Origin of the sequence: Pseudofulvimonas gallinarii (genome assembly GCF_004343305.1) — a bacterium.
Classification (GTDB): domain Bacteria; phylum Pseudomonadota; class Gammaproteobacteria; order Xanthomonadales; family UBA2363; genus Pseudofulvimonas; species Pseudofulvimonas gallinarii.
This window is the reverse complement of the sequence record NZ_SMAF01000027.1, coordinates 1-23,937: the sequence shown is the minus strand read 5'-3', so window position 1 is coordinate 23,937 and position 23,937 is coordinate 1. Positions and strand designations below refer to the sequence as shown.

The window sequence follows — 23,937 nt, the reverse complement described above, 5'->3', positions numbered from 1 at the left end:
TTGTGCCCTGCGGGGCATTGGTGTAGCGTCGCTCTCCCCGCAGCCAGCGTAGGGCTTTTGGCACTTGCCGGAAGCCCGACGCCTGACGACCAGATCCAACAATGGCCATTTACGAATACCACGAAGAAATCGAAGATAACCGCGTTCGCTGGCCACGCGTGGCGGGACTGAGCGTGGCGTTCATCGTGCACGTTGTGATGTTCAGCATGCTGCTGTTACCACCTCGTGCCGGCGATCCGGACAAGGGCGACAACGACGACATGGTCGAGGTCGTGTTCATGGAACCGCCGCCGCCGCCGCCGCCGCCGCCGCCGGAGCCGCCGCCGCCGCCGCCGGAAGAACCGCCGCCGGAAGAACCGCCGCCGGAGCCGCCGCCGGAGCTGCCGCCGATGGCGCCGCCGCCGGAACCGGCCCCGATTCCTTCGGCGCCGCCGTCGGAAATGGCCATTCCGGTTGCTGCCGCCCCGCCGGCCCCGCCGGGACCGCCGCCGGCACCCGATACGGGCGCTTCGGTGGGCGCGGACTACCGCAACCGGAAGGGCTTGCGCTACCCGCCACAGGCCATGCGCCGTGGTGAGGAAGGCACGGTCACCCTGCGCGTCTACGTGGACGTGAACGGCGACCCCGAGCGCGTCGAAATGCAGCGCTCGAGTGGTTCGCGTTTCCTCGACCAGGCAGCGCAGCGTGCGGTCCGCACGTGGAAATTCCGTCCGGGTACGAAGGACGGCCGTCCTGTTGGCGGCTGGGTCGTCGTTCCCATCCAATTCCGTCTCTCTGATGGCTAACCCAAGGTAGCGCAACCATGCAAGACCAGATCCCAACCTCCCTGCCGACCGATTCGGACGCAGCGGCACTGAGCCAGATGGGCTTCAGCCACATGATCCAGCACCTCGACGTGGTCGGCTGGATCGTGCTGATCACCCTGGTGGTGATGTCCCTGATGTCCTGGTTCTACATCATCTCCAACGCGGTGCGTAACAGCGCCGTGCGTTCGCGCGCCGACAAGGTGATCCGCGGCTTCTGGGGCAGCAACTCGACCCAGGAAGCGGTGCAATACATGGAATCCCAGCCGAAGAACGAGCCGTTCTCCAAGATCGCCCTGGAGTGCGCCGAGGCTGCCGCCCACCACGCCAAGCATGAAAGCGGCGGTGGCCGAATGGTCGAAGTGCTGAACCGTTCGGAGTTCATCGACCGCTCGCTGCGCCAGGCCGTCACCCGCGAAAGCGGTCGCCTGGAAACCGGCCTGACCCTGCTGGCCACCGTCGGTTCCTCGGCGCCGTTCATCGGCCTGCTGGGTACCGTGTGGGGCATCTACCGCGCCCTGATCGCCATCGGCGCCAGCGGCAAGGCCGACATCGGCGCCATCGCCGGTCCCGTGGGTGAAGCACTGATCATGACCGCCATTGGTCTGTTCTGCGCCATCCCGGCCCTGCTGGCCTACAACTTCTTCGTGCGTTCCAACCGCGTCGTCCTGTCGAAGTTCGACGAGTTCGCGCACGACCTGCACGACTACTTCGCCACTGGCGCACGCGTCGGCGTCGGCAAGTAATCGCCGGAAACTGGAGAACGACCCATGGGCATGAGCGTAGGCAGCGGTGACGGCGATAATGCACCGATGGCCACCATCAACGTCACGCCGCTGGTCGACGTGATGCTGGTGCTGCTGATCATCTTCATGATCACCACGCCGTTGATGCAGAACGTTGTCGAGGTCGACCTGCCGAAGGCCGACCTGACAGCGGAAGAGGTGGTCCGCCCTCTGGTCATCGATCTGGCGATCGAGTCGAACGGCACGATCTGGTGGGACGGACAGGTCCGTACCCGCTCGAGCCTTGAAACCGAGCTGCGGCGCGCTGCGCGCCAGACACCGCAGCCCGAGGTCAAGGTCCGCGCGGACGCCAACCTGCGTTACCAGACCATCCGGGAGACCCTGGAGATCGTCAAGGACGCCGGCATCGTCCGTGTCGGCTTCGTGACCACCCCCGATCGTTGATGGAAACGGGTGGTGGCCGGCCATACGCCGGCGCCGCCAACTAGGAGTATTGCCACATGGGCATGAGCGTAAGCAGCGGAAGCAGTGGTGATGCCGCCCCGATGGCGGAAATCAATGTCACCCCGCTGATCGACGTGATGCTGGTGCTGCTGATCATCTTCATGATCAACGCGCCTCAGCTGACCTACAAGGTGCAGATCGACCTGCCGCAGCCGAGTCTTTCGACGAAGCCGCCGGAGGAGTCCGACAAGATCACCGTGCGAATCAATGACGATGGCACCGTGCTCTGGAACGACCAGGCCATGAGCATGCGGCAGATCGAGTACCAGATGTCGCTGGCGGGTCGGCAGAATCCGCAGCCGCAGATCATGATCAGTGCCGGGGACCGGTCGCGCTACCAGGTTCTCGCCGAAGTCATGACCAAGGCCAAGAATGCCGACGTCAAGAAGATCGGTTTCGACAACACCCGGAACTGATCGGTCGATCAAGATGCTGAAGAAAAGGCCGCCTCCGGGCGGCCTTTTACTTTTCCGCCATCGGGTGCGACGGCCGCACGACCGTTCATCCGGAATCCCGATTCCTGAGCCGGTGAATATCCAGCGATTCCGCCGGCTTGTACACGGAAGGCCATCGGCCTAGAAAGGGACAGGCCAGCCAGAAAGGGAGTCAGCCCATGGGTTGCGCCATCCTGCCGGAAACAAGCCGGCCGCATGCCGAGATCAACGTCACGCCTCTGATCGACGTCCTGCTGATCATCTTCATGATCGGACTGCCGGTCGTGAAGCGCGACCTCCCCCTTGCGCTCTCCAGCAAGACAACGCCGGAGGTCGTCCGCACCCAACCTGTGACGCTGTGCCTTGATGCCGCGGGCAGCCTCTACCTGCAGGATGTGCGCATCGGGCGCCGCCAGCTGGACCATCTGCTTCGGACCATGGCGGCACAGCAGCCGAAGCCGTCGCCGCGCATCAACGTGCGGGAGGACGCCAGCTACCAGCGCGTCGCGGACCTGATGTCCGCAGGTTACAAGGCAGGCTTCACCGACATCGGCTTCGCCGGACATTGAACTTGCGGCTTTCGAAGAAACCAGGCCGACGGCGGGGCTTGGCGCCCTGCCGTCGAAACATCAGCCGCCGGTGATCGCCAGATAGCGCCGCACGGTGGTGGCGAGGCCGTCATACAGGGCCTCGCCGATCAGTGCATGGCCGATGGACACCTCGGCGATCCACGGGATCGCCGCCAGCAAGGGCCCGAGATTCCGCTGGTCAAGGTCATGTCCGGCATTGACCGCCAATCCGGCCGCACGGGCGGCTTCGGCGGTAGCGACACAGGCCTGCAGCGCGGCACCGCCGCCACTGCCGGCAGCGAAGGCTTCCGCATACGGGCCGGTGTAGATCTCGACGCGATGCGCGCCCATGTCTGCCGCCGGTTCGAGCGACGTGGTTCCGGGATCCATAAACAGGCTGACGCGACAGCCCAGCGCGCGCAGCTCGGCCACCAGTGGCCGCAGGCGTCCGGCGTCGCGCCGCAGGTCGAAGCCGTGGTCGGAGGTCAGCTGGCCATCGCCGTCAGGAACCAGCGTGCATTGGGCGGGCCGACTCTCACGGACCAGTTCTAGCAGGCCCGGATAACCGGGCCGCGCCGGCGCGAATGGATTGCCCTCGATGTTCAGCTCGACGCCCTCGTGCGCGGCGACGAGATCCGACAGCGCGAGCACGTCCTCGCGCCGGATATGCCGGGCATCGGGACGCGGATGCACGGTCAGTCCGCGACAGCCTTCGGCCAGGCAGACCCGTGCCGCGGCGATCGGGTCGGGCAGATCGCCACCGCGCGAATTGCGCAACACGGCGACCTTGTTGAGGTTGACACTGAGTACAGCCATGCGTCCGTCGGCGTCCTGGAGCGGGCGCACAGGATAACCCGCTGTCCGTACCGCGGCAGCGTGGCAGTGCGTCAACGGCAGGATTCGGCGCGCTCCTTCCATACCAGCGGCTCCCAGTAGCCGCCATCCAGGATGCGGTCGCTGCGCCCGCGATGAAGCCGCGCCGCTAGGAAATACGTCACGCCCGGCTCGACGTCGACTTCCAGTTCCTTGTACCCGCGATCACCCAGGCGGCCGCGCTGGAAATTCCCGACACTCGAGAAATGATCCTCGCCGATCCGCTCACCGATCCGCAGCACATGACGGCCCGGCGGCAAGCGGAAACTCTGCTGCTCGCTGGTGCCCGGAATACGGCCATCGATGGCGATCAGCGACACCGGGAACAGATTCCGGGTCCTGGGCGCGATTGCTTCGATGCTGACCCGCCCGCAGCGCGAGCCGGGATCGCCAGCCAGACGCGTGTGTTCCTCCGTCGACGCCATCGCCGCCGCGTCCAGCTCCACGCGCATCGCCGGCAGCACCACTGCCTCCACCGTGCCGGCAATCTTCCGCGCATGGCCTTCGCGGACGATGTCCAGTTCGATGCCACCATCACTGGCCGGATCATCCAGCAGCGCCTTCATGCGCAGGCTACCACCCGGGCCACGAAGGTCGACACCGTTCGCCGCGACAAGGCGATCGCCGGCCTGCAGTCCCAGCCGGCTGGCGCTGCCACCGGGCAAGGTACCCAGGACCACGAGGCCGTCGACACTGTCGCGATCGACGAGCAGGCCGAAATCGCTGACGCGTTCGGCGGGTCGCTCGATCACCAGCGGACCTTCGGGGCTGGACAGGGCGCCGGACTGCACCAGCCGCAGCAGGGTCTGCCGGAATTCCTCCTCGACAGAGGCCAGGCCGCCCTCCTGCGCGAACCCGGTGCGGGGAAGACATGCGCACAGGCCCAGCAGCAGTACGAGTCGAACGTGATTCTTCATTTCCAAGGTCCTGGGTTCATGTCGGGCATCAAAGCTGTACCGCAACGCCGCCTTGCCGGCGACTCAGGATAAGGGCAGACAACGCCTCCGTACGCTGGCGCCAGAGCTGGTCACGCAGCGAAGCGTCCAGCGCCTGTGCGTAAGCCTGGTCCAGTGCCTGGTCCACCTGGCGAAGCTGGCGCAACAGCCGCTGGGCACGTGCATCCTCGCGCAACCATTGCGGATCATCGCTTTCCCGCCAGACCGCCTCCAGCTGGGCCGAACGCCGCTGCCAGTCCGAGTGCGTGCTGTCGGGCTGCAGTCGCCACGGCACCGCGGCCATCATCAGCAGGGCAGCGACCGCGGCTGCCGGTACGAGACGCCGCAGCGACCGCCGGCGCCGGACCTTGCGCAGGATGTCCCGCCGCAGCTGCGCTGGCGGATCCGCATCCAGCAGGCAACGCAGGTCGCGCGGGGGGAATGAGCCGGACTGTTGGATGTTCATGGCGGCACCGGTGAATCACTTCTGTAAAGGTCGCGCAGCCGTTTCAACGCGCGGGAAAGAATCGACTTGGAGTAGCTTTCGGACTGCTGGAACAGCACGGCCATCTCGGCATGCGTCATTCCCTCGACGGCATGCAGCAGCAACACCAGCCGGGCGGTGGGTGACAATCGTTGCAACAGCTCGCCGGCGTGGATCGCGTCGAGGACGCCACTGTCCAGCCCGAGTTCGACATGCGCCTGGTCCAGCGGCACCAGCCGCTTCCGCTCGCGCAGCCGGTCGATCGTCGCGTTGGCCACCAGTTTCCGAAGCCAGGCGCCAAACGGGGCATCGCCGCGGAACTGCCTCGACGCCCGCGGCAGCCTGAGGAACACATCCTGGACCAGATCGGCGGCATCCTCGGGATTGCCCAGCACGCGGATCGCCAGGCCATAGGCCGGACGTGCGAACCGGTCATAGGCGGCAGCCAGCGCGGCGGGGCAGCCCTGCCGCAACGAAGACAGCTGTCCGGGGTCGATGTCACCACTGAAAGTCGATGTGCTGGCGGTCCCTTCCATTCGCAGACCTAGACGACCCGGCCAGCGCAATCGTCGCAACGACCCGCACCGGCAGCGCTGAACCGGTCCGGCGCTGGCGTACAATAACCGGCTTGCGGCCCGCTTTGGGCTCCATTACGGTGACAGGCCGACAAACCGGTCCACCTGTCCGGCCCGGAAAAACCGGCCGCCTGCGCGGCACGAGGCGGACGCAACAGCTCCAGGAGACGCGGATGAAACACGTTCTGGCCGGCACACTGGCCATTCTCGCCACGCCTGCCTTGGCCATGGCCCAGGCGCTCGACTGCAAGAGCTTCGCCGACAATCCCGGCGTCGTGCCGGGCGCCCTCGCGCAGCAGTGCCAGGCCGGCATACCGGCGATTCGCACGCCCCTGGCCAAGGCCATTGCCGACGAAACCGGCACGTTCGCCTACGGCATCCAGCTCGCGTCCGTGGCCGGGTTCGCCGAGCAGGGTTTCTACCGCCTGTTCCTGGACGACGTCGGCACGCCCGAGCCGGTCAACGTCGAGCCGGGCTTCGCCAACATCTACGCCATGGACTTCAATCCGGCGGCGACGCGCCTGTATGGCATCCAGTACCTGCCGGGTGACTCGCCGCACCGCGTCATCCTCATCGACACGCAGACGGGAAAGCAGGTGACGGAGGGGTTCATGAACACCTTCCAGAACTTCGTGCCGCGCGACCAGATCACCGGGCTGACCATCGATCCGCGTACGGGTGACGCCTACGTCACCAGCGTCAACGTGCTGACGAACAATCCCCAGCTCACCGAGGCCCGGCTGTGGCGCGTCAACCTGCATACGATGACGCCGACCGCCATTGCGAACCTGCTGCCGGACGAGCCGCGGGTGATCTTCATCGACCTGGCGATGGACTGCGATGGCAACCTGTTCGGCCACAACATCAGCGACGATTCGCTGTACCGCATCAATCCGGGCGATGGCACCACCCAGCGCATCGGCGGCCATGGCCAGGACGCCAACTTCGCCCAGGGCATGGATTTCAACAACCAGGACGGCAAGCTGTACGCCGCCCTGCACACGGCCAACGGCAACAGCACCTTCGGCCGCTTCAACACGGAAACCGGTAGCTTCGAGGCGATGGGTGCCACCGCGGCCGGCCAGTGGGAACTGGCTTTTCCGAACACCTGTGCGCCGAAGGTCCTCGACGCGGACGCCCTGACCGGCGCCTGGTACGCGCCCTACACCAGCGGCCAGGGCTTCACCGCCCGCTACTTCCCGGCGTCGGGTGACGTCTTCATGCCCTGGTTCACGGCCGCCATCGCCCAGCCGGACGATGGCGACGACGACGACGAGGAAGACGTCCCGAACCATCTGCGCTGGTACGTGCTGTTCGGCCAGCTCGAACCGGGCGAGGACGCCACGGAGCTCGAACTGGCCATCACCCAGGCCACGGACGGCAGCTTCGATACGCCACAGGCAGCGCCCTCGCAGGTCGTCGGCCATGCCCGCCTGCAGATGATCTCCTGCAGCCAGGGCGTGCTGGAGTACGATTTCGACGAAGGACACAACGAGGGCGTCAGCGGTCGGGTCGCCATGACCCGCCTGATCCCGCAAGGAACGCCCTGCACCGACTACGACGGCCAGGTGAAACCGGCGACCGGTGCCTATGACCCGGCACTGACCGGCAGCTGGTACGACCCGGAGGCACCCGGCCAGGGCCTGGAACTGTTCCGCATCGCCCGCAATGAAGATGCCGGCGTCAACGGCATGCTGTATGGCGCCTGGTTCACCTTCGCGCCCGAGGACGCCGAGGACACCGGGCCCTTGCGCCAGCGCTGGTTCACGCTCGACGGCCAGTCCGTCGAAGAGAACGGCGACATCAAGACGACGATCGTCTACACCCTGGGCGGCACTTTCGACGACGAACCGGCCGTGGGAGCCCTCTCCTATGGCACCGCAACGATCAAGGCCGAGGCCTGCAACCGGCTGAAATTCAGCTACGACTTCTCGGACACCGCCATCGTCGGCGAATGGCGTGACCGGTCCGGCGAGATCACGCTGTACCGCCTGGGTCCCTGTCCCGCCCAGGGCGACTGAGCCGCGGACCGATGCGGAGCCCGCCTTGGGCGGGTCCGCCTGCACTCACCGGGATCCGGGCCGCACGGCCCGGATCCCCGGTCCGGCCGTCAGGCCGCCTTGCGCAACAGACCTATCAGGACCAGCAGGATGATGGCGCCGATCAGTGCATAGATGATCGCGCCGACAATGCCGCCACCGATCACCAGGCCGACGCGCGGCAGGATGAAGCCGGCCAGCAGGGCACCGACGATGCCCACCACGATATTGCCCACCAGGCCGAAGCCGTAACCGCGGACGATCTGCCCGGCGAGGAAGCCGGCAATTGCACCGACAAGCAAGAACACGATCAGGGACGTAACATCCATTTCGGACTCCTTGAAGTGAAGTTGTGCCGACCGGATCGGAACGCCTGCGGGAGCGCGTGAAGCCACTGCCGGCGTTACAACCCCATCCGGACCGCTTCGCGCCAAGTTCGACGCACACCGATCATGCGCCCCTGGCCGGCCGGTGTCATGGTGCGCTGCCGCGAACGGCACCGGGACAATCCGTCCAGTTTCGATGCCTGGCTGTGACCCGGACCCACCGGGGCCGGGCCGTGCCGGCCGGCAAAAGCGTCAGCCCGGCTCGTGGTGGTAGGCGGTGACCCGTTCGACTTCGTTGCGCGACCCCAGAAACACCGCGATGCGCTGGTGCAGGCCGGTCGGCTGCACATCGAGCAGGCGCTGGTGGCCGTCGGTGGCGGCGCCACCGGCCTGCTCGACGATCATCGCCATCGGATTGGCCTCGTACATCAGCCGCAGGCGGCCCGCCTTGGCCGGGTCCTTGTTGTCACGCGGATACATGAAGATGCCGCCGCGGCTCAGGATCCGGTGCACATCGGCGACCATCGAGGCCACCCAGCGCATGTTGAAATCGACACCGCGGGGGCCGTCGCGGCCGGCGACCAGTTCGCTGACGTAACGCTGCACCGGCGGCTGCCACCAGCGCTGGTTCGACATGTTGATGGCGAATTCGCGGGTATCGGCGGGAATCTGCACGCGGTCCGCGGTCAGCACGAAGCTGCCCTGCTCGCGGTCCAGGGTGAACACGGCGACGCCATCGCCCACGGTCAGCACCAGCAGCGTGCTGGGACCGTAGACGGCATAACCGGCGGCAACCTGGCGCGTGCCCGGCTGCAGGAAGTCCGACTCGTCCGGATCGGTCACGCCTTCCGGGCAGCGCAGCACCGAGAAGATCGTGCCCACCGAGACATTGACGTCGATGTTCGAGGAGCCGTCGAGCGGATCGAACAGCAGCAGGTATTCGCCCTTGGGATAGCGGTTCGGGATCGGGCTGGGATGCTCGAGCTCCTCGGAGGCCAGTGCCGCCAGATGGCCGCCCCACTCGTTGGCTTCGAGCAGGATCTCGTTGGCGATCACGTCCAGCTTCTTCTGCACCTCGCCCTGGACGTTCTCGGCATCGGCGCTGCCCAGCACATTGCCCAGCGCGCCCTTGCCGATCGCCACGGAAATGGCCTTGCAGGCGCGGGCCACCACCTCGATCAGCAGGCGCAGGTCCGGCTGGATGCGCCGCGCCTGGTACTGCTCGTCGATCAGGTAGCGGGTGAGGGAGATGTGCGACATGGTGCTCGGCCCCGGCTGAAAACGCCCATTGTGCCCGATCCGGGCGGTCCGGGCCTGGTCGCCGACGCCTTCCCTCAGGCCGGATCGCGCTCGACGATGGCCATGGTCAGGCGGCTGAGGCAGACCAGCCGGCTCGCCTCGTCCTCGATGCGGATCGACCAGACGTGGGTGCTGCGACCCAGGTGCTCCGGCCGCGCGGTGCCGGTCACGATCCCGCTTCGCACGGCGCGGACGTGGTTGGCATTGATTTCCAGGCCCACGGCGGCCTGCCGTTGCGGATCATCCAGGCACAGCCAGGCCGCGAGGCTGCCCAGGGTCTCCGCCAGCGCCACCGAGGCGCCACCATGCAGCAGCCCGAAGGGCTGCCGCGTGCGCGCATCCACCGGCATCGTGCCGCGCAGGACGTCGTCGCCCAGTTCGATCAGGTCGATCCCCAGGTGGCCGACCAGGCAGTCGCGCCTGTAGGCGTTCAGTTCGTCCAGGCTGGGCGTGCGTTTCCAGATGGCCATTGCCGCGTTCCGACTCGATGCCGGCGCGGATGGCCGGCGGGGTCGAGGAGCCTACGGCCGGCCGTGCGACCCGGCAACCCGGCTGCCGCCGAGTGCCCGCCGACCGCGGCCGATCGAACCGCAACGCGGGGCCTCAGACATCGCCGCCTTCGTCGAGCCAGCCTTCGCCCGTGCCGCGATGCAGGATGCGGTCACCATCGATGGTCTCGCCGGCGGGAATCGCCGGCATGGGTGCCAGCTCGGCGTAGATCTGCGTGAAGTCCGGTCTAGTGGCGTCGAACAGCTGCTGGAAATCGTCGATGACGAAATACGTCTTCTGGAAGGTGTCGATGCGGTAGCGCGTACGCATGATGCGCTTGAGGTCGAAGCCGATGCGGTTCGGCGCGTCGCTCTCCAGGCAGTGGATCGACTCGCCCTTGCTGGAAACGATGCCGGCACCGTAGATGCGCAGGCCTTCGGCGCTGCGGATCAGGCCGAACTCCACCGTGTACCAGTACAGGCGCGTGAGGTTCTGCAGCGCGGCCTCGCCGAGTCCGTGCGCCTTCACGCCGCCGCGGCCGTACGCCTGCATGTAGTCGGCAAACACCGGGTTGAACAGCAGCGGCACATGGCCGAACAGATCGTGGAACAGGTCCGGTTCGGCGATGTAGTCGATCTGGTCCGGGCGGCGGATCCACCACGTCACCGGGAAGCGCCGGTTGGCGAGGTGGTCGAAGAAATCCAGCTCCGGCAGCAGGCCCTCGACGCCGATGATGGTCCAGCCGGTCGCCGCCTGCAGCAACGCGTTGATGTCGGAAAAGCGCGGGATCCGCCCGGCGCTCATCTGCAGTCCATCCAGCGCTTCCAGGTGCTCGCGGCAGGCCCGCCCCTGCAGGACCTGCAGCTGGCGCTGGAACAGCGTCGCCCAGGTCCGGTGGTCGTCCTCGCTGTACTGGTCCCAGTCCTGCTCGACGACGGCGGTGGTGTAGACCGGGACGTAGCCCTTGTCGGTCTGCTGGTGTTCGACGCGGCGTGGCGTGGCGGTGCTGGACATCGATGTGGCCTCCTTGGTGCCGCATGATCCTACCGGCTAATCCGCGCAACAGGCTTGCGAACGTGCACGGCAAGGCGGACCATGAGCAAGAATCTTCCCTGACCTTGGCGTACTACGCATGATTCAGCTGGACCGGATCGACATCGCCATCCTCGACACCCTGCAGCGCGAGGGCCGGATCAGCAATGCCGACCTGGCCGAGCGCGTACACCTGTCAGCGTCCGCCACGCTACGCCGCCTGCAGCGCCTTGAACGCAGCGGCGTCATCGCCGGCTACGGCGCGCGCCTGGACCCGGCCACGCTCGGCCTGGACCTGACGGCCTTCGTGCGCGTACAGCTGGAGAAACACGGCTCGGCCTCCATCGACACCTTCGTCGAGGCCGTGCGCGGCTGGAACGAGGTCGTCGCCTGTCACGCGCTGACCGGCGACATGGACTACCTGCTGCAGGTCGTGGTGCGCGATCTGGCCCATTTCTCGCGCTTCCTGCTCGACCACCTGCTCAACGCCACCGGCGTCGCCGACGTCAACTCCAGCTTCGTGCTGCGCACGGTCAAAGCGCCGTCCGGCCTGCCGCTGCCGGCGGCCCCGACCTGAACGGGGCGGCAATCCGCAGCAGAGTCGCCAATCGCCACTTGGATGGAAGGACGACATCTACAGGCTTGCACAGACATTGTCGCTGATGCTGGTACTTGGATTTGTGGCCCCCCTTTCGAGGGCGCAGGTGGCGCCGCAAGTCCAGGACTGGCAGATCCAGACGGTCGCCGACGGTGTCGTCAGGATCAGGTTGGCCGGGATCTGGAACACCAGCTGCATTCGCCGCGACCCGGTTGCTGTGTCACGCCAGGGCCAGATCATCCGCGTCCATGCGACGGCGAATGAGGGACCCACCCAGCTCTGCTTCCAGGCCGGCCGGCCCTGGGACATCCCGGTCCATGTCGCAGGCCTGCAGCCGGGCGACTACGAAATCCATGCCAGCCATTCGCGGCCGGGTGTACCGGAAATCGTCACGCCGTTCGGCCAGCACACTTTCACGTACACGCCGCCGCCAGCGGGTACGGCGGCGCAATCGGTGCCTTTCAGTTCGATTACCTGGATGCTTCTCGCGCTGGCGATGCTGGCTCCCGTCGCATGGACGCGGAGACTGGTCGGCCGTTGAGGAACGATCGGACAGGATCCGGTCTGTCGAAAGCAGAAACGGTGGATCGACCAGTCCAGGTCCCATGACCACAGGAACCCGACCATGACCCACACCATCCACCTGCATCGTGTCCTGCGCGCACCACCGGAGCGCGTGTACCGCGCCTTCCTCGATCCGGCGGCGATGGTGAAGTGGAGCCCGCCGCACGGCTTCACAGGCACCGTTCACCACAGTGACGTCCGCGTCGGCGGCAGCTACCGCATGTCGTTCACCAACTTCGCCACCGGGACGACACATGCGTTCGGCGGCACCTACCGCGAACTCGTCGAGGGCGAACGCATCCGCTACGACGATGCCTTCGAGGATCCGGCGCTGTCCGGAACCATGGACGTCACGGTCGAGCTGCGCGCTGTCGCGAACGGCACCGATCTGGTCATCACCCAGCGCGGTGTTCCGGAGGTGGTGCCGGCTGAAGCCTGTTACCTGGGCTGGCAGGAGTCGCTGAACCTGCTTGCCGCGCTGGTGGAGTCGGAGATCCCGGACGGCGCCTGAGCGCCGTCAGTGCAAGTGCCAGCGCGCCGGTGAATCGAGCGGCACCGATGCCGATGAAGCCCGCGGCAGCGGCCGCGCCTCGCCATCGATGACGTCATTGTCGGCACCGACGGTGTCTTCCCACTCGTCATCGGATTCCGGCTCGACCTCCCAGCTGTAGGGCGCACGCGGGGTGATCGGGTCGCGCTTGCGCAGCAGCAGGGCCGCGACCAGGCCGCCGATGGCGCCGAACAGGTGCGCTTCCCAGGACACCCCGTCCTCACGCGGAAACACGGTCCAGATCATGCTGCCGTAGAGGAAGAAGGTGATCAGCGCGACGACGATCGCCAGCCGGTCGCGGCGCAGCAGGCCGACCACGAACAGGAAGAACATCAGGCCATGCGCCACGCCGCTGGCACCCAGGTGAAGCGAGGGTCGGCCGAACAGCCACGTCCCCAACCCAGAGGCGATCCAGATGATCGGCAGCGCCCACAGCAGCGCCCGCGGATAGGCGTAGCGCGCCATGGCGCCAAGGATCCACAACGGCACCGTGTTCGAGATCAGGTGGCCCCAGGAGCCATGCAGCAGCGGTGCGGTCAGGATGCCCAGCAGGCCCGCCGGGTTGCCCGGGTCGATGGCCATGAAACGCCATGAGACATCGGCGACTTCGCGGAACAGGTGGATCCACCACAGCACCGCCAGCGCGACGCCGACCTGCCCGATGGCCTGGCCGACGCGGTAGCGGTCCTCGGCGGCGCGGCGCCGGTTCCAGAGGTGGGCGTTGGGATCGACGGGTCCGGATCGGAGAATGTCCATCGATCCGATCTTGGGGCGGGACCCGCGTCCGGCAAGGCCCCGATCAGCGCCGGGGCGGCTCGCCCGCGTCCACCACCCGGAAATCGCCGTCGATGACGCGACCGCCGACGGTATGCCAGGTCGCTTCCGGGCGGACGCCACGACGCAGCTGGCGGCGCAGCCACCACATGCGGCCCGTGACCACCAGGCCGATGACGGCGATGACCGCCAGCGCGGCCAGGAACAGCATGGCGCCGAGCATCGCCGTCAGAATGAAGGCCAGCGTGGTGCCGATCAGCGCGAGCGCCCGCACGAACGGGTGGCGGGGAATCCGGCTGGCGCCGGCGTAGGAAATGAATCGGATCATGTCCCCACGATGCCGGCGCGCCGCCGGGAATACAAGCTGGTGCCTGCCGTGAAGCTGCCCGGCATTCACGCAACGGATGTCGACAGGATCCACGTCGTTCCCGACTGGACGGCATGCGTCGCGGTGACGGACCGACGCGCCGCGTCCAGCCGTCCGCTGGGGGAGCCCGGGCGCCGCATTCCGCCACGACGGCAGACCACCGAGGCGTGCAGGCCGCACGCACACCTGTCGACATTCGGCTTCCATTTCCGGTCGCACCAGCCTTAACGGCGACGGGTGTCCACGCCAATCAAGGACATCTTCCGTCCTTGATCCGCGATAGGCTGTGCAGATGCTGACCACCTCGTCCCGCCTTCTGCGACTGCTCACCCTGCTCCAGGGACGCCGCGACTGGTCCGGCCGCGGCCTGTCCGAAGCCCTGTCGGTGGATGTGCGCACCATCCGCCGCGACATCGACCGCCTGCGTGAACTGGGCTATCGCATCGATGCGTCGGCCGGGCAGGGCGGCGGCTACCGCCTCGGTGCCGGCCCGAACCTGCCGCCGGTGCTGCTGTCGGATTCCGAAGCGGTGACCGTAATGCTGGCATTGCGCGCCGCCGCCAACAGCATGGCGGGCATGGACGCCAGCATCGCCAGCCTGATCGCGAAGCTGGAGAACCTGTTGCCGACCCGGCTGCAACCGCAGCTGCGCGCGGTGAATGCGGTCGCACATGTATTGCCGGCGCCGGGCGCCCTGGCCGAAATCGAAGCGCTGGCGCTGATTGCCACCGCCTGCCGCGACCGTCGCCGCCTGCGCATGCGTTACAGCGACCGGCAGCAGCGCGAAACCCGGCGCGAGGTCGAGCCGCTGCAGCTGATTCTTGCCGGACGACGCTGGTATCTCATCGCCTGGGATCGTCGCCGCGAGGACTGGCGGAGCTTCCGCATCGACCGCATCAGTGAACCGGAGCTGCTGCCGACGCAGTTCGAGCCGCGGATGCTGCCGGAGCCACCCGCGGCCTTCATCGCCAAGGCGATGGCATCGGCACCGTCGCGCTACAGCCTGCGCCTGCGCCTGGCGGCTCGCTACGACGACCTCGTCGACAGCGTGCCCGGCTGGTGCGGACTGCTCGAACCCCTGGATGACGAAAGCTGCACCCTGCGCGTCGGTGCCGAGACCCTGCCCGGGCTGGCGACGGCGCTGCTCTTCATCGGCCACGAGTTCGAACTGATCGACGATCCGCCCTGGCGGGCCGAACTCGAGGCGTTGCTGGCGAACGTGGCCCGCCCCATCGCGGCGCCCGCGCGCCGGGACCACGCCTGAAGGTCGCCGGCAAGGCGCACCGTATACTCGCCGCCGGGCCATCGCGCTCCAGCAGAGGAACGGCATCGTGGTCGCCAGGATCATCCATGCATCGATGTCCGCCGCGCCGCCGTGGCTCCGGGACGGCCGCGAGGATGGTGCTGTCCGCGGGGGTCGATCCGCACCGCACCGGCAACGGGGGCATTGAATGCGCGCACCGGGCCTGAAGATCGTCCGCGTCGTCCTCTGGCTCTGGCTGGCGTGGCTGGTGGCCGGGAACCTCTTCCTCAATACCGCGCTCGGGCCCGGCGTCGTCAATCGCAAGCCGGAACGCTTCCAGCTGCACTGGTCGCATGGCGTCACCCTTTACCCCGGCCATGCGTGGTTGTGGAATGTGCAGGCGCGCGGGCATGTCCGGCATACCGTGTGGGAGGCGCAGGCGGCGCGCGCCGACGGCCGTGTCGCGCTGTGGCCGCTGTTCGCGCGCCGGCTGACCATTCCCTCGGCGCTGGCGCACGAGGTCCATGTCCGGATCGATCGCGTCGAAGAGGACATGGCGCCGCCGGATTCACGCCCCGGGGGCTGGTGGATCAGCCTCGACGATCTCGGCACCGAAACCCTGCGCAGCCTGGCCTACCGCTCGCTGCGTCTGGACGGCACCGGCGTCGCGCACTTCGGCGTCCGCAAACAGCTGCGCGGCGGAGCGCTGGCGATTCCGCGGGCGACGCTGCGCATGGAAGACGGCGCGCTGTTCGACGACGACCTGCAGTGGTCCAGCCATGTCGATATCGACGGCGGTTTCCAGCTGCCCGAGCACCGGCGCGAGGATGCACCCGGCCTCGAGCGCCTGAAGCTGGCCCGGGCTCAGTTGAAACTCGCCGCCCGCACGCCGGGGCTGGTCGTCGCGCTGGACAAGGCAGGCAACTGGGCCGCCGATGTCACCCGCCTTGATCCGGGCGGAACCGCCGAAGATCACGGCGAACTGCGGATCGACATGGCCCTCGCCGATGGCGCCCTGCAACCGGGCGGATCGCTCACGCTGGCGTTGCCGCTCGATGCCATCGATGCCGATGGCGCCGACCGTTCCGGACAGGCCGGCCTGGTGCTCGCCGTCGATCCGGACCGCCTGCATCTGAGTGCCCGCCTGCCACCCCCACCGGGTGACGGCGGCCATGTCGATGCCGATCTCTACCTGGCCGGCCGCGAGCTGCCGCTGCCGAGCCGCAACAGCTGGGCCGGTTCGCTGCAGCGCCTGTCCGGCAACGTCGACCTCGACTGGCAGTTCCAGTCGCTGCACTGGTTCGCACCGCTGTTCGCGCGTGCGGAATGGCTGAATCTCGATGGCGCAGGCCGCGTGCAGGCCGACGTGCGCATCGCCGAGGGCCACCTCGCCAACGGCAGCACCCTGGGCGTGCCGGCGGTCGCCGCACGGATCGACGTCCTCGACAACCGCTTCACCGGCACCGCGAAAGCGCAGGGCCGCATCGAGGAACACGACGGAAAGCAGCGCACGCGACTTGAACTGCAGGTCGAATCATTCCGGATGTCGCCGGTGGATGCACCGGACACCACCGCGGTCACCGGACGCAACCTGAGACTGGACGTGACCGCCGCCGGCGCGCTCGCCGACATGGGCGAGTCGATGCAGGCACGCCTGCGTTTCGATGACGCCCGCATTCCCGACCTGCGCTACTACAACCGGTTCCTGCCCGGCCGCGGCATGCAGTTCCTGGGCGGACAGGGCCGCATCACCGGCGATCTCACGCTCGACGCCGCCGGAGAAGTCGCGCAGGGCCGCATCGGCATGGATGCGCGCGGCACGCGACTGTCCATCGGAGAGCTGGATGTCAGTGGCGACCTCTCGATCCGGACGCGACTGCGTCGCGGTGACCTGGCGGCCCGTCGCTTCGTGCTGGAAGGCACCGAGCTGGACCTGACAAGACTGCAGCAGACCGGCAAGGAACGCGCACGCGACCGCGACTGGTGGGCACGCGCCACCGTGCCGCGGGGAGAACTGGTCTGGGGCAGACCCTTGCAGCTCAGCGCCGATGTCGAGGCGCGTGCACGCGACATCGGCTTGCTGCTGAGCCTGTTCGCGCATGAGCGCGACTATCCGCGCTGGGTGTTCAATCTGGTCGATGCCGGCGAGGCGCAACTGACCACGCGCTTCCATCTCGGCGGCGGCGCGATGACCCTCGATCCACTGCAGGCGCGCAACAACCGCTTCGACGTCAAGGCACGGTTGCGCATCGCCGACCGGCAACCACTGGGCCACCTGCTGCTGGGCTGGGGCCGCCTGTCACTGGGCCTGGAACTCGCGCGCGGCGAGCGCGACTGGCACCTGCGCAAGGCCGCGGACTGGTTCGAAGGCGGTCGGCTGCCCTAGCTGCACTCGCAGCGCACAGGCCGGCGCAGCAGCGCCTGCTGCACGCCGGCACCCGGAACGAAAAGCCGCCGGGCGATGCCGGCGGCACTGAAAAAAAACGGGGGCGACACTCAGCGGACGTCGTTGAGCGTCCAGTTCGAACCCGCGAGCATGCGCAGGCGGTGCTTGAGCACCTGGCCGGACAGCGACGTCCGCGCGCGCAGCACGATCGCCAGGTCGTCCTGCTCGCCTTCAACGGTGGCCGAGGGGTCGGTCACCGCGAGCGATTCGGGCACCGCATCCGGATCGTCCTGCTTGCCGCGCCAGCGCTGGAACAGCACGTCGTCGCGCAGCGCGTGTTCAAGCTCGCGGGCGAAGCCGTCGGCACCCGCGGAATGGAACGACAGTTCCGGGTCGTCGCCGCGGGCCTTGTCGGGATCGGGCAGGGTCAACAGGAACAGGGGCATGGTCGCACTCCTTTCTTGGTTTGATCCCATGGTAGCGACGCCAGCTGAATGCGCCCGGCATGCGCAACGGCCGGACATGCCTTCCGTGCTTCGGCTCAAACCAAGCCAAGCACCGCACTGGCCAGCTCCGCGTCCGGCTCGACCCCGTGCGGCACCACGGCCAGCGCCGGCGTCGACAGCAGCGCATCCAGCGTAGCCAGTACGTCCCGCTGGTCGTCGTCGGGCGCAAGCTGGTTGCCGACCCAACCCAGCAGCCGGACGCCATCCGCGGCGATCGCCCGCGCGCTGAGCATCGCGTGATTGATGCAGCCCAGGCGCAAACCGACCACCAGCAGCGCCGGCAAGGCCAGGCGACGCACCAGGTCGGCCTGCAGGATCCATGACGGCGAAGGGCCGGCCAACGGCACCGACCATCCGCCGGCGCCTTCGACCACCACGAATTCGTGGCGGGCACGCAGCTCGTCGAAACGGTCGGCCAACAGCGCAGGGTCGATGCGGACGCCATGGTCCATCGCCGCCAGATGCGGCGACGCCGGCCGCGGCAGGGCGACCGGATTGACCGCGCCGTAGTCGGCGACGCCGAGCCCGCTCGCCGCCAGCAACGCCAGCGCATCCTCGTTGCGCCAACCGTCCGGTGCCGGTTCGCAGCCGCTGGCGACCGGCTTCATGCCGACGGCGTCGATGCCCAGTTGCCGCATTCCGCGCACCAGCCCGGCGCTGATCCAGGTCTTGCCGATGCCGGTATCGGTACCGGTGACGAACAGGGCAGCCCTCAAGCGGCGGCTTCCCTGCGCTGCGCGCGGCTCGCGCCGAACTGGTACGCGAAGCCGGTGAAGGCCAGCAGCCAGTACGTCAATCCTGGCAGCCCGCTGAGCCATCCGCCCATCTGCGGCAACAGCCACGCCAGCAGCGTCGACAGCGCGCCAACGCAGGCGAACCACAGGAACTGCGCGATCTCCCCGCCGGTGCGGCGGCGTTCCTCTGGATCGAGCTGCAGCTCGCCGCGCTGGCGCCATGCGTGCAGGTAGAGACCGGCGGTCAGCAGCGCCAGTGTCGCGAACACCACGCCGTAGATGACGAACATCAGCACGATGTCGGAATAGCCCCGCACTTCCTTGATCGGCGTCGGCATCCAGCCCTGGCTGATCCAGGCGAAGAAGGTGCCGAACAGCATCTTCAAGGGATACACGTACACCAGCACCAGGAACACCAGCGCCAGGCTGAGCAGCGTCGACACCGCGTCGTCGAGGCCGTAGTGCCGGCTCCAGCGCGCATGCGCGGCCCAGAACATCGCCACCATCGCGAAACTGGCCGCGAACGCCGGAACGCCCTTCAGCGCGATGACCAGCGCAGGCAGGCTGTCGGGAATGCTGTCGATGGAAATCACCAGCAAGGTCACCGCGAACGCGAACGCCGCGTCGACGAACGCTTCCAGCCGCGTGACGCTGCGGCCGCGGTGGCGGAAGCCGGAGCGAAGTCGCGGCAGGCGGTCCGGCGTATCGCTGTCCATGCCCTGTCCCCCTGGAATGCGCACGCATTGTAAACTCGCGGCCATGTTCAAGCTCAGCAGCGTCGTCGGCGACAAGCCGGAGGTCTACGCGGGGCTGGCCGAGCAGGCGCGCGGCCTGCTGGCCGGCGAACGCGACCGCATCGCCAACGCCGCCAATTTCGCGGCGCTCGTCTTCAACGGCCTGCCGGATCTCAACTGGGCCGGCTTCTATTTCAGCAACGGCGACGAACTGGTGGTCGGCCCCTTCCAGGGTCTGCCCGCCTGCGTGCGCATCCCGTTCGGCAAGGGCGTCTGCGGCACCGCCGCCGTCACCCGCAGCACGCAGGTCGTGCCGGACGTCGATGCCTTCCCGGGCCACATCGCCTGCGATGCGGCCTCGCGATCGGAAATCGTCGTGCCCCTGGTCGACGGCGACGGCGTCCTCATCGGCGTCTTCGATGTCGATTCGCCGACGCCCGGCCGATTCGACGACGAAGACCGCCGCGGCATGGAAGCACTGTGCGCCGCCTTCATGGAGACCCTCGCATGACCGACAGCCCGGACAAGATGCGCAACGTGGGCGGCAAGTCCGCCGCCTGGCTGCGACAGGTCGGCATCCGCACGCGCAGCGACCTGGAGACCCACGGCGCCATCGGTGCCTTCATCAAGGTCAAGAAGGCCGGCTTCAAGCCCAGCCTCAACCTGCTGTACGCGCTTGCCGGCGCCCTCGACGACTGCCACTGGCAGCAGCTGGGCAGCGAACGCCGCGAACAGCTGCTGGCGGAACTGGCCGCGCAGGAAGAAGCCCTGGGCATGACCGGCAAGCCCAAGTGGGGCGGCCCGGCGCGCCCGGTGACGACGATCGACGGCGGCGACTACCAGGACGGCCAGGGCAGCGACCACGACGACGACGTCACCCCGGACCTGCGTTTCGACTGAGCCGCGTCCACCGCGTCGCCCGTCCGCCGGCATCATGCCGGGTGGCGTCGCCGCGGAAGTGCAGCCGGGAGCCGATGCGGTACACTACGCGACCCGCGACGGCACCTTCCACGGTCAGGACGGCCCCGTTCGCGGCGGATACCAAGACAACGCGCCTGTAGCTCAGCCGGATAGAGTAGTGGCTTCCGAAGCCATTGGTCGGGGGTTCGAATCCCTCCAGGCGCGCCAATCTGCAGCCGCCCGAAAGAGCAGGGCCATTTTCCCGGCACCTCTCTCTCAGGGCGACGTTCGACGACCCTGATCCTCCAGCCATGCGGCAGACGCGGACGTTTTCCGTCGTTGCAGGCCGCTGCCGACTGACATTGGCGGCTTCGGGAAGAGGCGAACAGGAGTGCGAGCCCTGAGGGTCCAGTTGGATCGACCGGCGATGGACAATGACGTCGCAACGCCTCCACCCCGTGCCTGGGTATCGCCGGTTGACGATCGGATTTGCGACGGTCGTGTGGTGTGGACCGACCCGCGAGAACCTGTTCCGGCAGATCCACCAGCCTTGTCACCACAGTTTTTCTACAGGGATCAGGATGCTCGCGTGGCAATGTCCACGACGGCAGGCTCCAGTGCCCGCAGGCCGGCCGCGCGACCGCGTTCCAGCGCGGCATCCAGCGAACGGCCGCGATTGAACACCTCATCCAGCGCCACGATGGCACCGACGCGATTGGCGCTTGCGCAATGGATCAGGACCGCCCCTTCGCGAAGAGCATGATCCAGCAACTGGCCGAACTGGCGTACACGGGCGAAGTCGAGGTCCAAAGCGCCGGAAACGGGCAGGACTGCATACCGCATACCCAGCCGCGCGACCTCTGCCGCTTCGTCGTAATCGACGGGTTCCCCGGCGGTGCGCAGGTTGATCACGGTACGTACGCCGGCGCGCACAAGTTCCCCAAGATCTTCCCGGGAGGGTTGACCCGCTGCGTACTGGTTCTCGGCGAAAAGCACGGGTGCGCTCATTGGAACTCCAGGGTCGATGCAGCGCGTGAAGGGTCGGATGCGGATTTCAGCCGCAGTGCGGCGGCAAATGACGAAAGCGGCGACCCCCGCGGTCTGGACACATGCCAAAACCGGGACCACGGCGGCGTCCTTGATACGCGCGAATGAAGGGTGCGTTCGTCCCGACGTCCAGGCCCTGACGACATCGGCGTCATCGGGCGGCGTTCTTCCGCCCGCCGCCGCAGTAAGCCGCATGCAGGGCCTCAAGCACGTCGATCGCGGGACCCTCGGCGATCGAGTAGTAGATCGTCTGCGACTCGCGGCGCGTCTCGACCAGCGCCATGTCGCGCAGTACCGCCAGGTGCTGCGACAGCGCCGAGAGGCCCAGGCCGGTGAGCGGCTGCAGCTCGCCCACGGATGACTCGCCCTCCACCAGCTGGCAGAGCACGAGCAGGCGCGCCGGGTGCGCCAGCGCCTTCAGCAGTGCCGCTGCCTCTCCGGCATGGCGGGCCATCTGCCGCGGAGTGGGACGCGGCGCTGCCGTCTTCGATGAACGTGCCATGGCAGCCTTGGGGAAGCAGTCGTTGACAGGGGTTCGCGATGGTCATAGTTTAGGGATCGCTAAAATACATGGCAAGGAGCGGTGGCATGAATCCGCAGGTGCAGAGCTTCCATGATCCGGCGACATTCACGTTCACGCACGTGGTCTATGACCACGACGCTGGGCATGCGGCCATCATCGACCCCGTCCTCGATTACGAATCGGCCAGCGCGCGCACTTCGACCGCCTCGGCCGACCGGGTGCTCGCCTTCGTGCACGAGCACGGCCTGAAGGTGAATTGGATCCTCGAGACCCACGCCCATGCCGACCACCTGACCGCGGCTGCCTACCTCAAGGCGAAGACCGGTGCGGAAGTCGCGATCGGCCGCGGCATCACGCGGGTGCAGGAACGCTTCAAGCACCTGTTCGGCCTGGAAGCGGACTTCCCGACCGACGGCCGCCAGTTCGACCGGCTGCTCGCCGAAGGCGACACCCTCCGCATCGGCGAACTGGATGTGCGCGTGATCGCGACACCCGGCCATACCGACGACAGCCTGACCTACCTGGTCGGCGATGCGGCCTTTGTCGGTGACACCGTCTTCGCGCCGGAAACGGGTAGCGCACGCACGGACTTTCCCGGCGGTGACGCGCGCACGCTCTTCCGTTCGATCCGTACCCTGTTCGGCCTGCCCGAGGGCACGCGGCTTTTCCTCTGCCACGACTATCCACCGGCCGACCGTAAAGCCAACGCCGAGACGCGCGTCGAGGATCAACGGCAGGGCAATGTCCACGCCGGCGGCGACGTCGACGAGGAGACGTTCGTGCGCAACCGGCGCGCACGCGACGCGACACTCGCGGTGCCACGACTGATCCTGCCGGCATTGCAGGTGAACATCCGCGCCGGTGAACTGCCACCGCCCGACGCCAACGGCATCCGCTATCTGCGGCTGCCGCTGGACACGCTGGAGGCGGGCGCGTGACGACCTGGATGGTCGCGCTGGTCGGCGGCATCCTGGTCGGGTTGTCGGCGACGCTGCTGCTGTGGCTCAACGGTCGCGTCGCGGGCGTCAGCGGCATCCTCGGCGGCATCCTGTTTCCGAGGCCGGGCGAAGTGTCGTGGCGGCTCATGTTCCTGGTCGGGCTCGTCGTGGCGGCCGGTCTTTACATGGCCCTTGTGCCCGGCGCCGCCGTACCGCGCACCGACTTTCCGCGTGCGGGACTTGTCGCCGCCGGCGTGCTGGTCGGATTCGGTACGCGCATGGGCAACGGCTGCACCAGCGGCCATGGCGTCTGTGGTCTGGGCCGCCTGTCGGCGCGATCGCTGGCGGCGGTGCTGACGTTCATGGCCACGGCGACGGCCACGACGTTCGTGGTCCGCCACCTCTGGCGTTGAGATGAACAGGTTCTCGCTGGCGGCATTGCTCTCGGGCGCGCTGTTCGGCCTGGGCCTGGCGGCATCGGGCATGACCGATGCGCGCCGCGTGCTGGGCTTCCTCGACCTCTTCGGTGACTTCGATCCGACACTGGCGTTCGTCCTCGGCGGCGCCGTGGTCACGACGGTGGTGCTGTTCCGCCTTGTGCTGCGCCGGGGTCGTCCGGTGTTGGCCAGCCGCTTCCGTCTCTCCAGCCTGCGCCATGTCGATGGCCGCCTGCTGGGGGGAGCGGCGATCTTCGGCATCGGCTGGGGACTGGCCGGCTACTGTCCCGGGCCGGCGCTTGCCGGCCTCGGCGTCGGTTCGGCCGAAGCGCTCTGGTTCGTGCCGGCGATGCTGGCGGGCATGTTCCTGCATCGCGTGGTCAGCCGTTCCTGATGGCGGATGCCGCGTGCCTGGAGTCCACGCGCGATTCCCTTTACTCATAAGTCAGTAAATTAGGGAACCAATGTCCGCCAGTGCTGTCCAACCCGACATGAAGAGAGACGGACGCAAGGTATCGCGAGCGGCGC

The 23,937-nt window shown here is 67.7% G+C and carries 31 protein-coding genes and 1 tRNA gene; 17 read left to right on the top strand and 15 right to left on the bottom strand.

The annotated features are described in order from the left end of the window. Positions 1-101: 101 nt before the first annotated feature. From EDC25_RS13115 to EDC25_RS13095, 5 genes are all read left to right on the top strand, one after another. Entirely contained in the window at positions 102-785 is a 684-nt protein-coding gene (locus EDC25_RS13115; protein ID WP_132577647.1) for an energy transducer TonB, read from the top strand. 17 nt (positions 786-802) lie between these two features. Beyond that, a complete protein-coding gene (locus tag EDC25_RS13110; protein WP_205984879.1) occupies positions 803-1,549 on the top strand; it encodes a MotA/TolQ/ExbB proton channel family protein in 747 nt (248 codons plus the stop codon). Positions 1,550-1,573: 24 nt separating this feature from the next. Next, positions 1,574-1,993: an ExbD/TolR family protein gene (locus EDC25_RS13105; protein ID WP_205984878.1), complete on the top strand. Its 420-nt coding sequence runs from the start codon at positions 1,574-1,576 to the stop codon at positions 1,991-1,993. A gap of 56 nt (positions 1,994-2,049) precedes the next feature. Further along, complete coding sequence (locus EDC25_RS13100; RefSeq protein ID WP_240639583.1) at positions 2,050-2,469, top strand: ExbD/TolR family protein; 420 nt, start codon at positions 2,050-2,052, stop codon at positions 2,467-2,469. A gap of 197 nt (positions 2,470-2,666) precedes the next feature. Next, the gene (locus EDC25_RS13095; RefSeq protein ID WP_123521095.1) at positions 2,667-3,056 is read left to right on the top strand and encodes an ExbD/TolR family protein; all 390 of its coding nucleotides are present in this window, start codon (positions 2,667-2,669) and stop codon (positions 3,054-3,056) included. Between the two features lie 60 nt (positions 3,057-3,116). Here the strand turns inward: EDC25_RS13095 and EDC25_RS13090 are convergent, their stop codons facing one another. The 4 genes from EDC25_RS13090 to EDC25_RS13075 form a co-directional block, all read right to left on the bottom strand. Beyond that, on the bottom strand, positions 3,117-3,872 hold the full coding sequence (locus tag EDC25_RS13090; protein WP_123521094.1) for a pyridoxine 5'-phosphate synthase: 756 nt from the start codon (positions 3,870-3,872) through the stop codon (positions 3,117-3,119). 71 nt (positions 3,873-3,943) lie between these two features. After that, positions 3,944-4,846 (bottom strand): PDZ domain-containing protein, encoded by a 903-nt coding sequence (locus tag EDC25_RS13085; protein ID WP_132577643.1) that lies wholly within the window; start codon positions 4,844-4,846, stop codon positions 3,944-3,946. Positions 4,847-4,874: 28 nt separating this feature from the next. Further along, positions 4,875-5,330 carry a hypothetical protein gene (locus tag EDC25_RS13080; RefSeq protein WP_132577641.1) on the bottom strand — a complete coding sequence of 152 codons (456 nt, stop codon included), beginning with the start codon at positions 5,328-5,330 and terminating at the stop codon, positions 4,875-4,877. Next, positions 5,327-5,884 carry an RNA polymerase sigma factor gene (locus EDC25_RS13075; RefSeq protein ID WP_132577640.1) on the bottom strand — a complete coding sequence of 186 codons (558 nt, stop codon included), beginning with the start codon at positions 5,882-5,884 and terminating at the stop codon, positions 5,327-5,329. The genes EDC25_RS13080 and EDC25_RS13075 overlap by 4 nt, the downstream gene beginning before the upstream one ends. 212 nt (positions 5,885-6,096) lie before the next feature. On the opposite strand from EDC25_RS13075, the gene EDC25_RS13070 reads away from it, so the two are divergent. After that, positions 6,097-7,944 (top strand): DUF6923 family protein, encoded by a 1,848-nt coding sequence (locus EDC25_RS13070; protein ID WP_132577638.1) that lies wholly within the window; start codon positions 6,097-6,099, stop codon positions 7,942-7,944. A gap of 89 nt (positions 7,945-8,033) precedes the next feature. Here the strand turns inward: EDC25_RS13070 and EDC25_RS13065 are convergent, their stop codons facing one another. From EDC25_RS13065 to phhA, 4 genes are all read right to left on the bottom strand, one after another. Beyond that, entirely contained in the window at positions 8,034-8,291 is a 258-nt protein-coding gene (locus tag EDC25_RS13065; RefSeq protein WP_132577637.1) for a GlsB/YeaQ/YmgE family stress response membrane protein, read from the bottom strand. 249 nt (positions 8,292-8,540) lie between these two features. Next, positions 8,541-9,548 (bottom strand): class 1 fructose-bisphosphatase, encoded by a 1,008-nt coding sequence (locus EDC25_RS13060; protein WP_132577635.1) that lies wholly within the window; start codon positions 9,546-9,548, stop codon positions 8,541-8,543. A gap of 74 nt (positions 9,549-9,622) precedes the next feature. Beyond that, entirely contained in the window at positions 9,623-10,057 is a 435-nt protein-coding gene (locus EDC25_RS13055; RefSeq protein WP_132577633.1) for a hotdog fold thioesterase, read from the bottom strand. 133 nt (positions 10,058-10,190) lie between these two features. After that, positions 10,191-11,090: a phenylalanine 4-monooxygenase gene (phhA, locus tag EDC25_RS13050; protein WP_132577631.1), complete on the bottom strand. Its 900-nt coding sequence runs from the start codon at positions 11,088-11,090 to the stop codon at positions 10,191-10,193. A gap of 118 nt (positions 11,091-11,208) precedes the next feature. Between phhA and EDC25_RS13045 the strand changes: the two genes are divergently transcribed. From EDC25_RS13045 to EDC25_RS13035, 3 genes are all read left to right on the top strand, one after another. Beyond that, the gene (locus EDC25_RS13045) at positions 11,209-11,685 is read left to right on the top strand and encodes an Lrp/AsnC family transcriptional regulator (protein ID WP_132577629.1); all 477 of its coding nucleotides are present in this window, start codon (positions 11,209-11,211) and stop codon (positions 11,683-11,685) included. Positions 11,686-11,812: 127 nt separating this feature from the next. Beyond that, the gene (locus EDC25_RS13040) at positions 11,813-12,247 is read left to right on the top strand and encodes a hypothetical protein (protein WP_132577627.1); all 435 of its coding nucleotides are present in this window, start codon (positions 11,813-11,815) and stop codon (positions 12,245-12,247) included. Between the two features lie 84 nt (positions 12,248-12,331). Then, on the top strand, positions 12,332-12,781 hold the full coding sequence (locus tag EDC25_RS13035) for an SRPBCC family protein (protein WP_132577625.1): 450 nt from the start codon (positions 12,332-12,334) through the stop codon (positions 12,779-12,781). Between the two features lie 6 nt (positions 12,782-12,787). On the opposite strand, the gene EDC25_RS13030 is transcribed toward EDC25_RS13035, so the two are convergent. Together EDC25_RS13030 and EDC25_RS13025 are read right to left on the bottom strand one after the other, a co-directional pair. After that, positions 12,788-13,576: a rhomboid family intramembrane serine protease gene (locus EDC25_RS13030; RefSeq protein WP_243695126.1), complete on the bottom strand. Its 789-nt coding sequence runs from the start codon at positions 13,574-13,576 to the stop codon at positions 12,788-12,790. A 43-nt stretch (positions 13,577-13,619) separates the two neighbouring features. Next, positions 13,620-13,922 (bottom strand): hypothetical protein, encoded by a 303-nt coding sequence (locus EDC25_RS13025; RefSeq protein ID WP_132577623.1) that lies wholly within the window; start codon positions 13,920-13,922, stop codon positions 13,620-13,622. 331 nt (positions 13,923-14,253) lie between these two features. Here EDC25_RS13025 and EDC25_RS13020 point away from each other — a divergent pair, with 331 nt between their 5' ends. Both EDC25_RS13020 and EDC25_RS13015 read left to right on the top strand, forming a co-directional pair. Then, positions 14,254-15,225, top strand: a complete 972-nt coding sequence (locus EDC25_RS13020) for a helix-turn-helix transcriptional regulator (protein WP_132577621.1) — start codon at positions 14,254-14,256, stop codon at positions 15,223-15,225. A 187-nt stretch (positions 15,226-15,412) separates the two neighbouring features. After that, positions 15,413-17,590, top strand: coding sequence for an AsmA family protein (locus EDC25_RS13015; RefSeq protein ID WP_132577619.1), 2,178 nt, complete (start codon positions 15,413-15,415; stop codon positions 17,588-17,590). 110 nt (positions 17,591-17,700) lie between these two features. Here the strand turns inward: EDC25_RS13015 and EDC25_RS13010 are convergent, their stop codons facing one another. The 3 genes from EDC25_RS13010 to EDC25_RS13000 form a co-directional block, all read right to left on the bottom strand. Next, positions 17,701-18,036, bottom strand: coding sequence for a hypothetical protein (locus tag EDC25_RS13010; RefSeq protein WP_132577617.1), 336 nt, complete (start codon positions 18,034-18,036; stop codon positions 17,701-17,703). 95 nt (positions 18,037-18,131) lie between these two features. Then, positions 18,132-18,812, bottom strand: a complete 681-nt coding sequence (bioD, locus tag EDC25_RS13005; protein ID WP_132577616.1) for a dethiobiotin synthase — start codon at positions 18,810-18,812, stop codon at positions 18,132-18,134. After that, a complete protein-coding gene (locus tag EDC25_RS13000; RefSeq protein WP_132577614.1) occupies positions 18,809-19,591 on the bottom strand; it encodes a TMEM175 family protein in 783 nt (260 codons plus the stop codon). The genes bioD and EDC25_RS13000 overlap by 4 nt, the downstream gene beginning before the upstream one ends. Here EDC25_RS13000 and EDC25_RS12995 point away from each other — a divergent pair. The 3 genes from EDC25_RS12995 to EDC25_RS12985 all read left to right on the top strand — a co-directional run bounded on the left by EDC25_RS12995 (position 19,590) and on the right by EDC25_RS12985 (position 20,692). Continuing rightward, the gene (locus EDC25_RS12995; protein WP_132577612.1) at positions 19,590-20,075 is read left to right on the top strand and encodes a GAF domain-containing protein; all 486 of its coding nucleotides are present in this window, start codon (positions 19,590-19,592) and stop codon (positions 20,073-20,075) included. The two genes, EDC25_RS13000 and EDC25_RS12995, sit on opposite strands and share 2 nt — an antisense overlap. Then, entirely contained in the window at positions 20,072-20,464 is a 393-nt protein-coding gene (locus EDC25_RS12990; protein WP_243695125.1) for a TfoX/Sxy family protein, read from the top strand. The genes EDC25_RS12995 and EDC25_RS12990 overlap by 4 nt, the downstream gene beginning before the upstream one ends. Positions 20,465-20,615: 151 nt before the next feature. Next, a tRNA-Arg gene (locus tag EDC25_RS12985) sits at positions 20,616-20,692 on the top strand. A 348-nt stretch (positions 20,693-21,040) separates the two neighbouring features. Here EDC25_RS12985 and EDC25_RS14780 read toward each other — a convergent pair. Together EDC25_RS14780 and EDC25_RS12975 are read right to left on the bottom strand one after the other, a co-directional pair. After that, entirely contained in the window at positions 21,041-21,472 is a 432-nt protein-coding gene (locus tag EDC25_RS14780; protein ID WP_165910910.1) for a protein tyrosine phosphatase family protein, read from the bottom strand. 190 nt (positions 21,473-21,662) lie between these two features. Next, entirely contained in the window at positions 21,663-22,013 is a 351-nt protein-coding gene (locus tag EDC25_RS12975) for an ArsR/SmtB family transcription factor (protein WP_243695124.1), read from the bottom strand. Between the two features lie 86 nt (positions 22,014-22,099). On the opposite strand from EDC25_RS12975, the gene EDC25_RS12970 reads away from it, so the two are divergent. The 3 genes from EDC25_RS12970 to EDC25_RS12960 are packed head-to-tail and all read left to right on the top strand — an operon-like array spanning position 22,100 to position 23,803. Continuing rightward, on the top strand, positions 22,100-22,972 hold the full coding sequence (locus EDC25_RS12970) for an MBL fold metallo-hydrolase (RefSeq protein WP_132577609.1): 873 nt from the start codon (positions 22,100-22,102) through the stop codon (positions 22,970-22,972). A gap of 8 nt (positions 22,973-22,980) precedes the next feature. Then, on the top strand, positions 22,981-23,385 hold the full coding sequence (locus EDC25_RS12965; protein ID WP_132577659.1) for a YeeE/YedE family protein: 405 nt from the start codon (positions 22,981-22,983) through the stop codon (positions 23,383-23,385). Between the two features lies 1 nt (position 23,386). After that, positions 23,387-23,803 carry a DUF6691 family protein gene (locus EDC25_RS12960; protein ID WP_132577608.1) on the top strand — a complete coding sequence of 139 codons (417 nt, stop codon included), beginning with the start codon at positions 23,387-23,389 and terminating at the stop codon, positions 23,801-23,803. Positions 23,804-23,937: the final 134 nt, after the last annotated feature.

What these genes read in the sequence shown, in the direction of transcription:
- EDC25_RS13080 (WP_132577641.1), bottom strand. Translation starts at nt 5,330, where the DNA reads ATGAACATCCAACAGTCCGGCTCATTCCCCCCGCGCGACCTGCGTTGC.
- EDC25_RS13010 (WP_132577617.1), bottom strand. Translation starts at nt 18,036, where the DNA reads ATGCCCCTGTTCCTGTTGACCCTGCCCGATCCCGACAAGGCCCGCGGC.
- EDC25_RS12965 (WP_132577659.1), top strand. Translation starts at nt 22,981, where the DNA reads ATGGTCGCGCTGGTCGGCGGCATCCTGGTCGGGTTGTCGGCGACGCTG.
- EDC25_RS13030 (WP_243695126.1), bottom strand. Translation starts at nt 13,576, where the DNA reads ATGGACATTCTCCGATCCGGACCCGTCGATCCCAACGCCCACCTCTGG.
- EDC25_RS13020 (WP_132577621.1), top strand. Translation starts at nt 14,254, where the DNA reads ATGCTGACCACCTCGTCCCGCCTTCTGCGACTGCTCACCCTGCTCCAG.
- EDC25_RS13085 (WP_132577643.1), bottom strand. Translation starts at nt 4,846, where the DNA reads ATGAAGAATCACGTTCGACTCGTACTGCTGCTGGGCCTGTGCGCATGT.
- EDC25_RS13025 (WP_132577623.1), bottom strand. Translation starts at nt 13,922, where the DNA reads ATGATCCGATTCATTTCCTACGCCGGCGCCAGCCGGATTCCCCGCCAC.
- EDC25_RS12990 (WP_243695125.1), top strand. Translation starts at nt 20,072, where the DNA reads ATGACCGACAGCCCGGACAAGATGCGCAACGTGGGCGGCAAGTCCGCC.
- EDC25_RS13105 (WP_205984878.1), top strand. Translation starts at nt 1,574, where the DNA reads ATGGGCATGAGCGTAGGCAGCGGTGACGGCGATAATGCACCGATGGCC.
- EDC25_RS13100 (WP_240639583.1), top strand. Translation starts at nt 2,050, where the DNA reads ATGGGCATGAGCGTAAGCAGCGGAAGCAGTGGTGATGCCGCCCCGATG.
- EDC25_RS13060 (WP_132577635.1), bottom strand. Translation starts at nt 9,548, where the DNA reads ATGTCGCACATCTCCCTCACCCGCTACCTGATCGACGAGCAGTACCAG.
- EDC25_RS14780 (WP_165910910.1), bottom strand. Translation starts at nt 21,472, where the DNA reads ATGAGCGCACCCGTGCTTTTCGCCGAGAACCAGTACGCAGCGGGTCAA.
- EDC25_RS13055 (WP_132577633.1), bottom strand. Translation starts at nt 10,057, where the DNA reads ATGGCCATCTGGAAACGCACGCCCAGCCTGGACGAACTGAACGCCTAC.
- EDC25_RS13045 (WP_132577629.1), top strand. Translation starts at nt 11,209, where the DNA reads ATGATTCAGCTGGACCGGATCGACATCGCCATCCTCGACACCCTGCAG.
- EDC25_RS13035 (WP_132577625.1), top strand. Translation starts at nt 12,332, where the DNA reads ATGACCCACACCATCCACCTGCATCGTGTCCTGCGCGCACCACCGGAG.
- EDC25_RS13000 (WP_132577614.1), bottom strand. Translation starts at nt 19,591, where the DNA reads ATGGCCGCGAGTTTACAATGCGTGCGCATTCCAGGGGGACAGGGCATG.
- EDC25_RS13065 (WP_132577637.1), bottom strand. Translation starts at nt 8,291, where the DNA reads ATGGATGTTACGTCCCTGATCGTGTTCTTGCTTGTCGGTGCAATTGCC.
- EDC25_RS13115 (WP_132577647.1), top strand. Translation starts at nt 102, where the DNA reads ATGGCCATTTACGAATACCACGAAGAAATCGAAGATAACCGCGTTCGC.
- EDC25_RS12960 (WP_132577608.1), top strand. Translation starts at nt 23,387, where the DNA reads ATGAACAGGTTCTCGCTGGCGGCATTGCTCTCGGGCGCGCTGTTCGGC.
- EDC25_RS13070 (WP_132577638.1), top strand. Translation starts at nt 6,097, where the DNA reads ATGAAACACGTTCTGGCCGGCACACTGGCCATTCTCGCCACGCCTGCC.
- phhA (WP_132577631.1), bottom strand. Translation starts at nt 11,090, where the DNA reads ATGTCCAGCACCGCCACGCCACGCCGCGTCGAACACCAGCAGACCGAC.
- EDC25_RS13095 (WP_123521095.1), top strand. Translation starts at nt 2,667, where the DNA reads ATGGGTTGCGCCATCCTGCCGGAAACAAGCCGGCCGCATGCCGAGATC.
- EDC25_RS13015 (WP_132577619.1), top strand. Translation starts at nt 15,413, where the DNA reads ATGCGCGCACCGGGCCTGAAGATCGTCCGCGTCGTCCTCTGGCTCTGG.
- EDC25_RS12970 (WP_132577609.1), top strand. Translation starts at nt 22,100, where the DNA reads ATGAATCCGCAGGTGCAGAGCTTCCATGATCCGGCGACATTCACGTTC.
- EDC25_RS13110 (WP_205984879.1), top strand. Translation starts at nt 803, where the DNA reads ATGCAAGACCAGATCCCAACCTCCCTGCCGACCGATTCGGACGCAGCG.
- EDC25_RS12975 (WP_243695124.1), bottom strand. Translation starts at nt 22,013, where the DNA reads ATGGCACGTTCATCGAAGACGGCAGCGCCGCGTCCCACTCCGCGGCAG.
- EDC25_RS13090 (WP_123521094.1), bottom strand. Translation starts at nt 3,872, where the DNA reads ATGGCTGTACTCAGTGTCAACCTCAACAAGGTCGCCGTGTTGCGCAAT.
- EDC25_RS12995 (WP_132577612.1), top strand. Translation starts at nt 19,590, where the DNA reads ATGTTCAAGCTCAGCAGCGTCGTCGGCGACAAGCCGGAGGTCTACGCG.
- EDC25_RS13075 (WP_132577640.1), bottom strand. Translation starts at nt 5,884, where the DNA reads ATGGAAGGGACCGCCAGCACATCGACTTTCAGTGGTGACATCGACCCC.